General features: G+C 40.5%; 15 protein-coding genes. 8 read left to right on the top strand and 7 right to left on the bottom strand.

Annotated features, from left to right (window positions below):
- Window positions 1-33 precede the first annotated feature (33 nt).
- From arsB to AB3489_RS07785, 4 genes are all read left to right on the top strand, one after another.
- Window positions 34-1,119 carry an ACR3 family arsenite efflux transporter gene (gene arsB / locus AB3489_RS07800; protein ID WP_368292434.1) on the top strand — a complete coding sequence of 362 codons (1,086 nt, stop codon included), beginning with the start codon at window positions 34-36 and terminating at the stop codon, window positions 1,117-1,119.
- 151 nt (window positions 1,120-1,270) lie between these two features.
- The gene (locus AB3489_RS07795) at window positions 1,271-2,545 is read left to right on the top strand and encodes an aminotransferase class I/II-fold pyridoxal phosphate-dependent enzyme (protein WP_368292433.1); all 1,275 of its coding nucleotides are present in this window, start codon (window positions 1,271-1,273) and stop codon (window positions 2,543-2,545) included.
- A 62-nt stretch (window positions 2,546-2,607) separates the two neighbouring features.
- Window positions 2,608-3,123: a signal peptidase I gene (gene lepB / locus AB3489_RS07790; protein ID WP_368292431.1), complete on the top strand. Its 516-nt coding sequence runs from the start codon at window positions 2,608-2,610 to the stop codon at window positions 3,121-3,123.
- Between the two features lie 168 nt (window positions 3,124-3,291).
- Window positions 3,292-4,386 carry a D-alanine--D-alanine ligase family protein gene (locus tag AB3489_RS07785; RefSeq protein ID WP_368292430.1) on the top strand — a complete coding sequence of 365 codons (1,095 nt, stop codon included), beginning with the start codon at window positions 3,292-3,294 and terminating at the stop codon, window positions 4,384-4,386.
- Window positions 4,387-4,533: 147 nt separating this feature from the next.
- Here the strand turns inward: AB3489_RS07785 and lexA are convergent, their stop codons facing one another.
- The gene (gene lexA, locus AB3489_RS07780; protein ID WP_025205666.1) at window positions 4,534-5,160 is read right to left on the bottom strand and encodes a transcriptional repressor LexA; all 627 of its coding nucleotides are present in this window, start codon (window positions 5,158-5,160) and stop codon (window positions 4,534-4,536) included.
- A gap of 173 nt (window positions 5,161-5,333) precedes the next feature.
- Here lexA and AB3489_RS07775 point away from each other — a divergent pair, with 173 nt between their 5' ends.
- Window positions 5,334-5,651, top strand: coding sequence for a LysM peptidoglycan-binding domain-containing protein (locus AB3489_RS07775; protein WP_368292428.1), 318 nt, complete (start codon window positions 5,334-5,336; stop codon window positions 5,649-5,651).
- 135 nt (window positions 5,652-5,786) lie between these two features.
- On the top strand, window positions 5,787-6,587 hold the full coding sequence (locus AB3489_RS07770; RefSeq protein WP_368292427.1) for a M23 family metallopeptidase: 801 nt from the start codon (window positions 5,787-5,789) through the stop codon (window positions 6,585-6,587).
- 1,136 nt (window positions 6,588-7,723) lie between these two features.
- Here the strand turns inward: AB3489_RS07770 and AB3489_RS07765 are convergent.
- Entirely contained in the window at window positions 7,724-7,864 is a 141-nt protein-coding gene (locus tag AB3489_RS07765; RefSeq protein ID WP_368292425.1) for a restriction endonuclease, read from the bottom strand.
- A 361-nt stretch (window positions 7,865-8,225) separates the two neighbouring features.
- Here AB3489_RS07765 and AB3489_RS07760 point away from each other — a divergent pair, with 361 nt between their 5' ends.
- Complete coding sequence (locus AB3489_RS07760) at window positions 8,226-8,372, top strand: hypothetical protein (RefSeq protein ID WP_167539426.1); 147 nt, start codon at window positions 8,226-8,228, stop codon at window positions 8,370-8,372.
- A 41-nt stretch (window positions 8,373-8,413) separates the two neighbouring features.
- Here AB3489_RS07760 and AB3489_RS07755 read toward each other — a convergent pair whose 3' ends face one another.
- Window positions 8,414-9,271, bottom strand: coding sequence for a DegV family protein (locus AB3489_RS07755; RefSeq protein ID WP_368292423.1), 858 nt, complete (start codon window positions 9,269-9,271; stop codon window positions 8,414-8,416).
- A gap of 173 nt (window positions 9,272-9,444) precedes the next feature.
- Here AB3489_RS07755 and AB3489_RS07750 point away from each other — a divergent pair, with 173 nt between their 5' ends.
- The gene (locus tag AB3489_RS07750; protein WP_368292421.1) at window positions 9,445-10,377 is read left to right on the top strand and encodes an arginine deiminase family protein; all 933 of its coding nucleotides are present in this window, start codon (window positions 9,445-9,447) and stop codon (window positions 10,375-10,377) included.
- Here AB3489_RS07750 and AB3489_RS07745 read toward each other — a convergent pair whose 3' ends face one another.
- From AB3489_RS07745 to truA, 4 genes are all read right to left on the bottom strand, one after another.
- The gene (locus AB3489_RS07745) at window positions 10,378-11,550 is read right to left on the bottom strand and encodes an ABC transporter permease (protein ID WP_368292419.1); all 1,173 of its coding nucleotides are present in this window, start codon (window positions 11,548-11,550) and stop codon (window positions 10,378-10,380) included.
- A gap of 1 nt (window position 11,551) precedes the next feature.
- Window positions 11,552-12,235, bottom strand: coding sequence for an ABC transporter ATP-binding protein (locus tag AB3489_RS07740; protein ID WP_368292417.1), 684 nt, complete (start codon window positions 12,233-12,235; stop codon window positions 11,552-11,554).
- Window positions 12,219-13,109: an efflux RND transporter periplasmic adaptor subunit gene (locus AB3489_RS07735; RefSeq protein WP_368292416.1), complete on the bottom strand. Its 891-nt coding sequence runs from the start codon at window positions 13,107-13,109 to the stop codon at window positions 12,219-12,221. The genes AB3489_RS07740 and AB3489_RS07735 overlap by 17 nt, the downstream gene beginning before the upstream one ends.
- Before the next feature lie 295 nt (window positions 13,110-13,404).
- Window positions 13,405-14,139, bottom strand: coding sequence for a tRNA pseudouridine(38-40) synthase TruA (truA, locus tag AB3489_RS07730; protein ID WP_025205677.1), 735 nt, complete (start codon window positions 14,137-14,139; stop codon window positions 13,405-13,407).
- Between the last annotated feature and the right edge of the window lie 63 nt (window positions 14,140-14,202).

Raw genomic sequence — 14,202 nt, 5'->3', positions numbered from 1 at the left:
ATGCCTATAACCGCATAAATCCGGAGGAATAAAATGGGAAAGACAAATCAATTAGGATTATCATTTTTAGACCGGTTTTTGACGTTTTGGATCTTTATTGCGATGGCTATTGGCGTTTTTGGAGGTTATCTGTTTCCAAACCTTGCTGTATCGTTGGGTGAGTTCAGCACGGGTACGATTTCCTGGCCGATTGCCATCGGACTCATTGTAATGATGTATCCTCCGCTGGCCAAGGTAAAATATGAAGAGATCGGCAAAGTCGTACAAAATAAAAAAGTCTTCAGCTTTTCGCTGCTTCAGAACTGGATTATCGGACCGGTTTTAATGTTCATACTGGCTATCGTGTTTTTGAGAGATATGCCAGGTTATGCTATTGGTTTGATCATGATCGGTTTAGCCCGCTGTATTGCCATGGTCATTGTCTGGAATACGCTCGCGAAGGGTGATAATGAGTATTGTGCCGCTCTCGTGGCCCTGAACTCCATATTCCAAATACTCTTGTATTCAGTTTATATCTATCTTTTTGTTACTTTAATTCCGAAATGGCTTGGCCTTTCCTGGGGTGGGCAAATCGTGGATGTTTCGATATGGGATGTTGCTAAAAGTGTTCTGATTTACTTGGGGATTCCTTTTGCAGCGGGTTTTATTACTCGTTTTGGATTGATCCGAGTTAAGACAAGAGAATGGTACGAGAATGTATTTATCCCTAAAATTTCACCGTTTGCTTTGATCGCCCTGCTCTATACAATCGTTATTATGTTTATGACCAAAGGGCAGGAGATTGTCACCAATCCAATGGGAGTCGCAAGAATAGCCATTCCCTTATTGATCTATTTTGCAGTCATGTTTTTTGTCAGCTTCTTTATGTCTTACAAAGGCGGCTTTCAATATGACCAGACGGTAACACTGGCTTTTACAGCAGCAAGCAATAACTTTGAACTGGCGATTGCGGTAGCTGTAGCGGTATTTGGCATCGCCTCCGACGTAGCTTTTACAGCCGTTATTGGGCCGTTGGTGGAGGTGCCAGTCATGATTGTCCTAGTGAATTCAGCACTTGCCTTAAAAAACAAATTTTATGACCAGCAGGGTTGGCCACGTAGGCATAAAGAAGAGCTTTAACCAAATGCCGGAAAAGATAAAAGTAGCCTTTAATACATTTGATTTTTCTAAATAAAGTCTTATGTGTCTCTGTCTTGATCGTTAAGTTATATTTTTTCGCATATTGAAAAGTAAGCCAATTCGATGTAGTATTTTAGAAGAACTTTACTTAATGGAGGATAGTTTTTTGTCCGATTTGAATTTATCCGCGAAAATTACAGACGCGCTGTGCTATGCTGAACAGGTTTTGGCAAAACAAACCTGTATCATAAATCCAATCATTGAGAAGAACCATCAACGTGTCCTCAAAGCTTTCCAGGAGGCCAGAGTCTCAGCCTATAATCTGAATGGAACAACCGGCTACGGACTTGGCGATTCCGGGAGAGAAAAACTTGATACGGTGACCGCATCCATCATGGGTACTGAAAAAGCCATCATCAGGCACCAGTTTGTATCGGGTACCCATGCGATTGCCTCAGCGCTCTTTGGTGTTCTCCGGCCTGGAGATCATTTTATTTCTGTTACCGGGATGCCGTATGATACGCTTCAGCAGGTGATCGGAATCAAAAACAACATTTCCGGCAGCCTGGCTGACTGGGGAGTGTCCTTTGATATCCTGCCTTTGGATGCTGATAGTCAGATTCAAATGGAAAAGCTGGCTGCGATGGTGACTCCGCAAACGAAGCTGTTTATCATCCAGCGTTCCAAGGGTTATGAATGGAGAAATTCTGTTTCCATTGCCCAGATCAGTGAATTTGTTGGTTATGCCAAAACGCATTTTCCAGAGATCGATATCTTCGTCGATAATTGCTACGGCGAGCTTGTTGAGGATCAGGAACCCGGACATGTGGGGGTAGACCTGCTGGCAGGATCACTAATCAAGAATCTCGGAGGCACGCTGGCCCCGACAGGCGGCTACATCGCCGGCAGAGAAGATTTGGTCACGAAAGCCGCGGCCAGGTTTACCGCACCCGGCATCAATGCCGATGTCGGAGCAACCCTCGATAATCTTCGGCTCATGTACCAGGGATTGTATTTCAGCCCGCTGACGGTCAGTGAAGCGATCAAAGCTGCAGTTTTTTCCTCGGCCTTCTGGTCAAGACTGGGTTTTGAAGTCCATCCAGGTCCGGAGGATCTGCGGACGGATATCATTCAGGCGGTAAAACTGAATTCCAAAGAAAAGATGCTGGCCTTTTGCCAGGGTCTCCAGAAAGGTTCGCCGATCGATTCGCATGTTCTGCCGCTGCCTTCGGAGATGCCAGGCTATACGGACGAAGTGATCATGGCCGGAGGAACTTTCATTCAGGGGGCCACGAGCGAATTTTCTGCCGATGGTCCGATCAGAGCCCCTTATGCCGTATATATGCAGGGTGCGATTTCTCATATCTATGTGAAAAACGCTAATATTTCAGCTGCGCAAATGCTTGAACAAAATCATCTGTTATAACGGTCTAAGCTAATAACGCGCCGGAAGCAGGGATAGTCAATATGGTAAGAATAAGACGCGATATGATGAACAATCCGTATAGCCAATTCCTTCAGGAAATCATTGAGATTATCCTGATCGTTTTTGCCTTGTCCTGGCTGCTAAAAACTTATCTGATCGGATTTGCCCATCTTGAAGGAGCGGAAATGATGCCGTCACTTTCGCTGGACAGCCAGGTGCTGGTTGAAAAATATTTTTACCGCAGCATTGACGCTTTGGACAGAGGAGATGTCATTCTCTATTCAGATAACGGTGTAGAAAGCATCAAACGGGTAATCGGCTTACCAGGTGAGAAAGTAGAAATTAAAAACGGTTATACGTATATTAATAGCAAACCAATTTACGAACCTTATGCTAATACACCAAAGACATATACATTTTCAACGGTTGTTGTGCCGGAAGACCATGTTTTTACGTTGAATGACAATCGGGCGAGTAAGAATGATTCCCGTTCATTCGGCAGTGTTCCGGTTCAGAGCATTGAAGGCAAAGCCCTATTCTGCTACTGGCCGCTGAGCAGTGTTCAGATCCTGTTGTAGAGCCATGTCGATCCATCATTTTAGATTGACAAAGTACTATTTTTACTTAACAAGATGTAAGGAACGGAGCATATGAATAAGAATGATTAAGGGTAATTTTACCTGTAATTTATCGTAAAAAATAACCGGGAATTTAGACACGGTATGAGTGAAGGGAGTACAATCAAAATGAACAACAAAACGAAAGTGCTTGTTATCTTTGGCGGTCAATCGGGGGAACATGAAGTTTCGGTCATTTCTGCAGCGTCAGTCATCAAAGCGCTACATGCTGACCGGTATGAGATTCAGACCATCGGGATCACCAAGGACGGAAGCTGGTATTGGGGGGCAAGACCGGAAGCGTGGAAGGAAGCTAAAGCCGATATCACGAACGGCGCCAAGCAAGTCGCAGTCGTTTTGAACCCGCAAAAACCTTACTTTCAGGCTATAGACGGAAGCGAACTGCCGGATCAGGGCAGATGTGATATTATTTTTCCGGTCATGCATGGCCCCAAAGGGGAAGATGGTACGATTCAGGGGCTTTTCGAAATGGCGGGGTTCCCCTATGTAGGTTCAGGTGTGCTGGGTTCTTCTCTCGGAATGGACAAAGACCGGATGAAGGCCGTTTTCAAAGAAGCCGGGCTGCCGATAGTGCCGCACCTTACCTTGCTTCGAAGTGAAATCAATGCTGCTCCCAAAGCAGCGGTGAAACACATCTCAGACAGCATTGGTTTTCCATGTTTTATCAAACCAGCCAATCTCGGTTCCAGTGTCGGTATTTCCAAAGCTGAAGACGATAAGCAACTGCTGGAAGCTTTGATCTACGCAGCAAAATTTGACCGGAAAATTGTGATCGAAAAAGGTGTGAAGGCAAGGGAAGTTGAATTGAGCGTCCTTGGCAATGAAAGTGCCAAAGCCTCCATCCCCGGTGAAATTAAACCGGCCAAAGATTTTTATGATTATGAAGCTAAATACCTGGATAATTGCTCAGAACTGATCATTCCAGCCATATTGAGCCAGAAATTGATCGAACAGCTTCAGTCCTATGCAGTGACTGCTTTTGAGGCCGTCGGCGCTTCGGGGCTAAGCAGAGTTGATTTCTTCGTTACTGAAGACAAGCAAATCTTTATTAATGAAATCAATACGATGCCTGGCTTTACGCAAATTTCGATGTACCCGAAACTGTGGGAAGCCAGCGGCTTAAGTTACAGCCTGCTTCTTGATGAACTGATCAGACTTGGATTCGAAAAATTCAAGGATGATGCCGATAGAAGACTTTCCTGAACACATCTCCAAAAGTGAGTCTATCCTTAATCAGGTGACCGCAAACAAGAATTTCTTCTTATAATACTTCAAGTCTTACCCAGCCAAAAAAGGGCGCAGCAGATAAATATTTCTGCTGCGCCCCCGCTTTCTCCCCCGTATTATGTATCAGTGGATATCTCGGAACAGTCCGATCACTTTGCCGAGAATGGTTACGTGATCGGAATAAATCGGCGCCATATACTGATTCTCCGGCTGGAGCCGGATCTGGTTCTTTTCTTTGTAGAAACGCTTGACTGTGGCTCCGTCTTCCGGGCCGTCTGAGACTAAAGCAACAACAATATCGCCGTTGCTGGCATTCTGCTGTTGTCTGACCAGAATTAAATCATCGTCAAAAATACCGGCATCGATCATGCTTTCGCCCTGAACCTTGAGCATAAAGACCGTGTCTGATTTTACCATATCATACGGAACAGGGAAGGAATCCTCAATGTTTTCTATGGCTAGGATCGGTTCACCAGCGGCAACATGTCCAACTACTGGAACGTGAACGATTTTTCTGGAATTATATTCGCCGAAGGAATCGAGGACTTCTATGGCCCTTGGCTTCGTAGGGTCTCGTCTGATATATCCTTTTTCTTCGAGAATGTTCAGATGATTATGCACAGTCGAACTTGATGAGAGCCCAACAGCTTCGCCTATTTCACGGACCGAAGGGGGATAACCTTTTAAGGCAATCTCCTTCTTGATAATATCCAAAATCTGCATCTGACGTGAAGACAGATCCGAAGTCATGACATCCCTCCTGATTATTTATTTTGAATCAATATTTGGTCTAGCTAGATCGTAACATAAAAATTGGAAAAAAGCAAACAAATGTTCGTGATTTTTCTTGACACGAACGTTTGTTCGTATTATAATCAAAACATAAATGGAACATATGTTTGATCTAATGGAGGTTGATGATCATGATTGCAGTATCCAGATCCTATATGCGTTATAGAAGAAATTCAACTAAAATTGTATTTGTATTGGGGCTGTGCCTAACAATTATTGCTGCACTTTTAATGTCTCTGGTGGTAAATTATCTAACTACTGAAAATTCCAACCCTACATCATATAAGGCGATCACAATACAACAGGGAGATACGTTGTGGGAACTTGCTGCAGAATCCAACTACAGCAGTGATATCAGTGCACTGGTGGACAAAACCATGCGCTATAATAACCTACGCAGCACGTATATTGAACCAGGACAGGTGATCTATATTCCGGTTCGGTCATAATTTAGAATTTAGTTTATCATTAACGGTAACGATCTTTCAATTCTTACGAACTTTAATTATGTCTCTATATTGTCTATATTTTAGTCTATATTTTAATATAACCTCCATATATACAACTATGGAGGTTATTGTTATATGAAACTCATTAAACAATTAAAAAAGACAATATGGCCTGATTCTATCGTATTGATCATTTTTGTGATGATTGCTATCACCGCCATTATTGTCAAGCAAATAGTCATCCATGATGAATCAAAATCAGATGCCTATAATGATCTTTCACATATATCCTCGGAAGTTGTTATTCATTTTCAGAAAGTAAAACTGGATTCATGGAAGGACTATGTAGCTATTATTCATGTTTGCGATCCAACAGCAAATCGCCTCGTTCAGCAGCTGGATAATGGAATTAACTTCAATAATCTTGACTGGTCCGGACTAAATAGCGAAGAATTTAAACAAGTAAAATATTACCATCATTTACTTGATCAGTATCTGTTCTTTACGCCGGGAGAATATCAGTTCCCACTTCAGGAACCTTCGCATTATACAGATACCTATGGTGCCGATAGGGAGGGGGGACAGCGAAAGCATGAAGGTACAGATATTTTTAATCAAAAGGGTACGCTAATATTCAGTGTATGCAATGGTACACTGGAAAGGATTGGATGGAATAGGCTTGGTGGAGAGAGGGTGGGCGTAAGAGGCCAGGACGGAAACTATTATTACTATGCCCATCTGGACACGGTCAATGAAGCATTGGTTGTCGGGAACAGCATTTCCAAAGGAGAACTGATCGGTACAATGGGGAACACAGGTGACGCAATTACAACTCCTGATCATTTGCATTTCGGGATCGAACTGCCGAATGGTAAATGGATTAATCCATATTCTTGGTTAAAAGTTTGGGAATATAATAGTCGCTTAAACAGCTAGTCGATCAGCACGCAGCCAACATCGGTAATCGTATTTTGTCCTAATAATAAGGAATACCGTTCACCACAAACATTGCTGACGACAATGTATATGTAAAATGTAAAGTTAAATTACGCATGATGAAAATATTCAAACTATTTTTTACAGCTACACCATGTGTCTTGTGAAATAGAGTCCGATAATAAATATTATGTAAACTAAAGTGTAATACAAAGATAGGATAATGCGTTGAGTATTGTAATCAGCAATAAATCTGTTGTGTCGCACTGTTCCGGTGTTTTTGATTTATTGTTTGTCATACATTTAATTCTTTGCTCTTGCTTGGACTTTTGTTTTACCTAAGCTTTTGTTTATTTTATGGCTTACTTAATTATATAACTTCAATTCTTGTCACGCGTATATCTTTTTCATAGCCCTTGTATTTTTCATATTTATTTCTGCTATGTCTGCCTGGCCTGTTTTACTTTATCAGTCTTTTTTCTATATTTTATCTGAATAATTGCTGTTCTTTTTTTTGCCCAAAAATGCTTCTGAATAGCAGCCCCAGATTTGCCCTGTAAGGCGTTAAAATGTATTGGGTAAGGTATTTGTACCTTGGAATATATGTACGCTTAATTGAGTTAATCAATATCGAGGCAATTTTAGTTCTTTTGTGATTTGTAACCAGATTCTGGTCTAATTGCAAAGCTTAAACTTTAGGATATAGTTTGATAATTTTCGTTAGATTAAATATAAAGTAATTTTAATCCATATTTAGAATTATTCAATTATATAGATATAAATGGAAAATCAGTTCTGGGATTTTCGATTAAACACGCCAGTCGATAGGATTAGGTCAATTAGATAAAATATCTACTAATTGATTAAGAAATCTCATTGATTTAAGTTTCCCCTCTTTTAATAAGTGATATATTTCACAAGTTATTTTAATATTACTTCTAAATTTCGATATGTCTTTTTACTTTCAAATCTGTATAAAAATGAAATTATTAATATTTCCCTGGCTTATCAAAACAAAATAATATAAGGCCCCTGCCCTATCAAGACTCTTTGATCGATCCTTACAAATTGTTTGAGCTTTTAATAAGAATTAGCGGTATTCTTATTTTAGACCCGACCGGTCGTGTCGTCAGTATTTAAAGCTCACATTTGTATAATTCACATTCAATATAAACATATTCCATCCCATCAGGCCGTTTTATCGTTACGATAATATCTTTTCCACCGTCGCAAGTTGGTGGAGTCCATTTTGTGTCATAACCAATCTTTTGATACAATTCGTCAATATGCCACTCATTCGACCGGCTTCAAGTCAAATAAACTTTTATTACTTTTTCCCAAATATAGTTCGGGAATACTTCCTTTAGGTGTAATTAATTATCATAAAAGTTGACTTCACATAATAGACAGCAGGTCTATATCTAATCTCTAACTATCAACAGCATAATAACATATTATCCATTTTCATTCTTGAGCATTTGTATTTTTACTACGTCCCCTTCCTGAATCACCTGTAAGGGGATATAAGACTTTCGATTTTTTTCATCAAATTCCTTGTTATTTTCCTTTGAATAATTCACTTTTTTTATACAAATATTAAATTGACTTAGTTTCATTCAGTAAAAGGAAGGGATTATTATGGATAATAATAAAAATAGAATCAAAGACAGAGAAAAAAGCAATGCTGAATTAAGAAAAATGAAACCAAAAGATAACGCAGATGTGGGAATTATTAACGGCAATAAAATTGGTGTACATGATGGCAAACATGAAAAGAGTAAATAATGCTCTTTCAAGAATCTTTTGGCTTTAGTTAGCTATTTTTATTACCTTAATGCTTTTTGCGTGTAATAAACAATGCCAATGGTACCTGGACCAACATGCAGGCCAATGACTGGTCCGATAGCTATGATATCTATGTTAACTTTCAACTTTTCTTTAATCATTTGTGCAAGTTCCTTTGCTTCGTCCAGACAATTGATATGATGAATAATGACCTCACCTAAACCATATTTGCTTATGTTATCCAGCATGATATCAATCATCGCTAATACTGCCTTTTTCTTTGTTCTTACTTTTGTTACAACGGTTGTTATGCCGTTTTCCACAGTCAGAATCGGAATAATCCCAAATAAGTCACCAATTAAAGCACTGGCCCCGCCAATTCTGCCGCCTTTTTTTAGGTATTTGAGATTTTCAGGAATAAATAAGAACCTACTTCTTTGAATATTTTCTAACGCTGCTTCTTTAACTTCCTCTAATGTCTTATTTGCTTTTGCTTCTCTTGCAGCCATAATGACCGCTAGCCCTAGCTGCATGGAATTTGACCTAGAATCAATGATCTCTATCCTGGCATTTTTATGCTTCTCTGATACCATCTCTTTCACTAATTGCCCTGTTGAAAAGGTCCCGCTCATTTCTGAAGATAAGAAAATACAGCAGAGGCTATCTCCCTTCTCGATTACCGCAAGCATTTCATTATATAACTCGCCAATAGAAGGCTGTGAAGATGTCGGAATTCCATAAGAAGCCATTTTTTTATAAAACAGATCGTTATCGATATCTACTTCTCGTATACTGTCACTCCCAAATGAAAGGCTCAAAGATACCATTCTAATATTTAGTTCTTCTTTGATTTCCTTACTTATATAGCTTGTACTGTCAGTTAGAACCTGTACTGCCATCTGTTTATCTCACTTTCTTTATCGGCCTATTTTCTATTTCGACAATTATTTTTCTTTTTTATCATATAATGTAAAACACTGCTTGTCTATTATTGTTCAAAATATACTTCTAAAATGCCTATTATTGTGAATACTACATCCAGATAATTTTGCTTTTTTAGGGGGAATTCCGTTTGAAACATATTGAAGTATTTGGTACGGAAAAATTAGCTCGTTTACGTAAAGTCATTCTTCATAAGCCCCAACAGTCTTTGAATTTAGTCAATCCGGCAAATTATCAGGAATGCTTATTTAGTTTTGTCCCTGATATTTTTCAATATCAGTTGGAACATGACCGGTATGCTGACCTTCTGCGCTCTCAAGGAATTGAGGTACTCAACCTTCAGGATTATGTACAGAAGAATAGAACGCTCATGGATTCTCTACCGAATTTACCCTATCTTAACGATACTTGCCTGATTACAAGTCAAGGAGCTATCCTCTCCAAGATGTGCCCCGGCAGCCGCGCAGGAGAAGAAAAGGTTGTCGGAGAAGCTCTGGAGAATCTCGGCATTCCCATCTTTCATGCCTTTGAGGGTGAGGATCAATTTGAAGGGTGTCTGGCAATTTCGCCTGAAATTCTTTTTTTAGCGGATACCGAGCGGCATGCTCAAAAAACACTCGAAGAATTTTTCAATAAAGCACTCCATCTTTTTTCGCAGATCATCTATGCGGAGATTCCCCAGGAAAGACGGTATATGCACCCTGATATGATTTTTGGCAGAATCAGTGAAAGTCTGGCCTTAGCTTATTTGCCGGCTTTTTTGAAAACATATCTGATTACCGAAAAGCAGCGCACGGAAATTAATATACGGAATTATCTTGCTCGCCGGGAAATGGAACTTATTGATATTTCCGACCAGGAACAGCAGTTATGGGGCTGCAGTTTTGTTTCTGTGGATGCCAATATTCTCATCCATTATGATATTGCCTTAAATCTTAGGACCCAAAATGAGCTGAGCCGCAGAGGGGTGGAAATGATTCCCTTCCATCCTGAGGCCTTATTAGCTGGGGGCGGAAGTCTCCGCTGCCTGACTTTGCGCGTTTGGCGAGACTCTAATCTTTAACTAAAGACTTCTCAGAGCGTCAATCGGATTTAATTTACTGGCTCTTCTCGCAGGCATATAGCCAAAGATAATTCCGACGACAGCTGAAAACCCTACCGCTAAGATAACGGTGGATAATTGCATGGTGTAACCGACACCAATCAGGGTGGAAGCAATATAGGCGATGACACTTCCCAAAATCAAGCCGATGAGCCCGCCAAAAATGGAGAGAAAGATCGATTCGATTAAAAATTGCACCTGGATTCTGTTGGGGGGGGCTCCCAGGGCTTTGCGCAAACCGATTTCCGTCGTGCGCTCGGTAATCGATACCAGCATCATATTCATGATCCCAATCCCGCCTACAACCAGGGAAATAGCAGCAATTCCTCCTAAGAGCAGTGACATCATCCCCATCATAGACTGAAAAGAAGCAATAATATCTCCCATGTTAAACACAGAGTAAGCCTGATCGTTATAGTTAAAAGCAGCGTTTAAAACCCCTTTAATGTCCAATACCGTATCATCGGCTAAGCCTGTATCCACTAAAAAGACATCAAGAGCAGTGATATTTTTTACACCCAGACTGCGAAGTGCAGTCGTATACGGGATTACGATCGTGTCATTTGTGGAGGTGACGCTAAAACCGCTTGATGGAGCCATTGTACCAATGATCTGATAAGTTTTTCCGTTGATGATCAGGTTTTTTTCAAGGGGGTCGACTCCATAAAAGAGTGTGGTTACAAGTTCCTGCCCGATAACGGCAACCTGGTTTTTACTCCGAATATCCAGGATATTGATGGCTCTGCCTGATTGGAGCAGGCTTTTATTCGATTGAAAGTACACCTCATTTTTTCCCTGAACATTGATATCTTCTTTGACTTGGTCCTGGTAAACAATATTGGTTTTGGTTAACACAGTCGGTGATACGCCTTTGATATTTTTAAGATGAGCAATGTTTTTCATATCTTCCTCGTTTAGTCCTTGTTTCAGCGGAGTACCCATTGCATTGACCGTAATTTTATTAGCGCCGAGGGAGGTCACTTGTTGACTGATGCTGTTGGTCGCACCCTGAACAATGGTTATAAGCGCAATGATTGAGGCCACACCAATGATAATACCCAGCATGGTTAAGAACGAGCGAAGTTTATTGGTGACGATGTTTTTCCAGGACATCCTGATACTTTCCCACAGCATATCAAGCTCCCTCCCCCTCTGTTAAGTTTCCATCCAAAATATGAACAAGGCGTTTGGCGTGACGCGCAATATTTTGATCATGGGTTATCATAATGATGGTTCTGCCTTCATGATTTAATTTTTCGAAAAGATCCATGACCTGATTGCCGGTTTTTTGGTCCAAGGCTCCGGTTGGTTCATCCGCAAGCAGAATAGTCGGGTCGGTAACGATCGCCCGGGCGATGGCCACCCGTTGTTGTTGTCCGCCTGAAAGTTGATTGGGGAGGCTTTCTAGCTTGTCTTGAAGTCCAACACGCGTGAGAATGGCCTTGGAGCGTTTTAGGCGTTCCAAGGGAGATAGACCGCTATAAATGAGTGGAAGCTCGACATTTTGCTGGGCAGTCATGCGCGGCAAAAGTTGAAAGTTTTGAAAAACGAAGCCAATCTCTTTGTTCCGTACTCTGGCCAATTCAACCTCATTCAAATCGTCGATATCGTTGCCGGATAGAAAATATTTGCCGGTTGACGGGACATCCAAACAGCCGATGATATTCATCAGCGTAGTTTTTCCTGAACCGGAGGGACCAAGAATGGATAAGGATTCGCCTGAACGGACAGTAAGATTGACATGATGCAAAACTTGAAGTTCTTCTTCTCCCATGAAGTAGCTTTTACAAACATCTTGCATCTTAAGGATTTCCGTCATTGATCTGGCCTCCTTGCATTCTGCCGCCAAAGGTCAAATTATTTGCTGTCGTTGTTTTGGGATAATAGATGGTTTCTCCTACGGCTACCCCTTTTTTGATTTCTACGGTTTGGCCGTCATTAACACCGGTAGTAATCTCCGTATGCACGACGGTATTGCGTTCCCCTTCTTTGAATACGAAGGGCGTGTTGTTAGCGTCAAACTGGATCGCTGACATGGGCAGGGTAACCACTCCGACTGCTTTTTGATTTTGGATGGTTACTTCTGCCGTCATGCCGATGCGTAGACTTGGATCTTTATTAATGTCAACAGCCGCCGTAAAGTAGGTCACACCACCTGCAACCGTACCTTCTCTGGAAATACTGCAGATTGTACCCTTCAGTTTTTTTTGAATAGCGGCAATTTCAATATTTGCTTCGTTGCCTGTCTTTATGGCAGGGAGATCATATTCATCGACTTTGATACTAATCTGAAGGTTGTCATAATCAACGATGTCCATGAGCATTGTACCGGCCATGAGCTGGGACCCCTCTTCCACGGTCAGGTTTGTTATTTCACCATTAATTTTGGCTTTTATCGCCTCACCGGTTGTTGTTTTAAGTAAGATATCTCCTTTTTTAACCGTATCCCCTTCTTGAAAATTAAGCTTTGAAACCTGCATGATTTTTTCTGACATGACGGTTTGACGGTTTTGGGTTTCAATATTTCCGGAAAATGTATAATTGGTCGTGATATCCCCCTTTTGGGCAGTTACACTATCATAGGAAAAAGGTTTTGGTCGTAAGAGGTAAGCCGACGCAACACTAATAACGACAAGGGTGATCAAGCTATAAATCATCCATTTGCGGATTTTTGATTTTCTTTTTGTTTTCATTTTAGGTGCCTCCCGTTTAGCAAGTGCCTCCATTTATTTAGAAGTATTCAAATATTTAAATATTTTTTGTTCATTCGCTTAGTATGAACGAAAAAGTTCAATTCAATTAATTCATTATGATTACATAATCGCCGCTCCTTACCATCTATGGCAGTGAGGTATAAGGCCATCTGTAGGCAAATAAAAAAAGCAAGAACCATACAGTTGATTCTTGCCTTTTGCTTACTCGGTTTATATTTGTTTCCTCAGTTATATTTGTAAATCTTGAATTTTATTCTCTTTGCTATAATAATGGTTAGTACTGTACATCGACTAAGCATAAACCTTTGGCTTGTGCCAAGGGCCCTGCTTCCCAACGTTTCTTTTCCTGTAAGATTTTTTTGACATCGTTCGGCTGCAACGTGCCTTTTCCTACTTCGAGCAGCGTTCCAACGATAATTCTTAGCATATTCCATAGAAAGCTATTGCCGTTAAATTCAATTTTAATAAGGCCTTTATTTTCGTTAATCAAAATAGAATTGATTGTTTTAACAGTGGATTTAGCACTGCGCTCATTTGTAAAGCTCTGAAAATCATGCGTTCCAATGAGCAGTTCTGCAGCAGTCCTCATTTGTTCCAGATCCAGCTTATCCGCTAAGTGATAGGTATATTTTCTGTTAAATACATCCCTGAATTTATTATTATTGATGGTATAAACATACGTTTTTGCTTTGACGTTATATCTGGCATGAAATCTTTCAGATACTTCTTCCATTGATTTTACAACAATATCTTCCGGTAAAAATTCATACAAATAGGCTAAGATCTTCTTGGTCTTGAAGGTAGATGTTGTATGGAAATTAGCAATGTAATTTTCGGCGTGTACCCCGGCATCTGTCCTTCCACAACCGATAACCTGAATCTTCTCCTCTGCCATTTTTGCTAAGACAGTTTCAATTTTACCTTGAATGGTCAGATCGGTATCTTTTTGTTTTTGCCAACCTTTATATTTGGTCCCATCATAGGCGATTGTCATTCTTAAATTTCTCATTTAGAGTCTGCCTTTCTATATTTTTTTAAATGTCTTAATTATCCCTAGAATAACTTACTACAA

Origin of the sequence: Dehalobacter sp. TBBPA1 (assembly GCF_040931655.1) — a bacterium.
In the GTDB taxonomy this organism is placed as follows: Bacteria; Bacillota; Desulfitobacteriia; order Desulfitobacteriales; family Syntrophobotulaceae; genus Dehalobacter; species Dehalobacter restrictus.
This window is presented reverse-complemented; position numbering and strand designations above follow the sequence as displayed.

Bases quoted from the DNA above. Each gene is read 5' to 3' on its own strand.
- AB3489_RS07760 (WP_167539426.1), top strand. From the start codon at position 8,226: ATGGATAATAATAAAAATAGAATCAAAGACAGAGAAAAAAGCAATGCT.
- AB3489_RS07745 (WP_368292419.1), bottom strand. From the start codon at position 11,550: ATGCTGTGGGAAAGTATCAGGATGTCCTGGAAAAACATCGTCACCAAT.
- AB3489_RS07785 (WP_368292430.1), top strand. From the start codon at position 3,292: ATGAACAACAAAACGAAAGTGCTTGTTATCTTTGGCGGTCAATCGGGG.
- AB3489_RS07740 (WP_368292417.1), bottom strand. From the start codon at position 12,235: ATGACGGAAATCCTTAAGATGCAAGATGTTTGTAAAAGCTACTTCATG.
- AB3489_RS07770 (WP_368292427.1), top strand. From the start codon at position 5,787: ATGAAACTCATTAAACAATTAAAAAAGACAATATGGCCTGATTCTATC.
- AB3489_RS07735 (WP_368292416.1), bottom strand. From the start codon at position 13,109: ATGAAAACAAAAAGAAAATCAAAAATCCGCAAATGGATGATTTATAGC.
- AB3489_RS07775 (WP_368292428.1), top strand. From the start codon at position 5,334: ATGATTGCAGTATCCAGATCCTATATGCGTTATAGAAGAAATTCAACT.
- arsB (WP_368292434.1), top strand. From the start codon at position 34: ATGGGAAAGACAAATCAATTAGGATTATCATTTTTAGACCGGTTTTTG.
- AB3489_RS07755 (WP_368292423.1), bottom strand. From the start codon at position 9,271: ATGGCAGTACAGGTTCTAACTGACAGTACAAGCTATATAAGTAAGGAA.
- lepB (WP_368292431.1), top strand. From the start codon at position 2,608: ATGATGAACAATCCGTATAGCCAATTCCTTCAGGAAATCATTGAGATT.
- truA (WP_025205677.1), bottom strand. From the start codon at position 14,139: ATGAGAAATTTAAGAATGACAATCGCCTATGATGGGACCAAATATAAA.
- lexA (WP_025205666.1), bottom strand. From the start codon at position 5,160: ATGACTTCGGATCTGTCTTCACGTCAGATGCAGATTTTGGATATTATC.
- AB3489_RS07795 (WP_368292433.1), top strand. From the start codon at position 1,271: ATGGAGGATAGTTTTTTGTCCGATTTGAATTTATCCGCGAAAATTACA.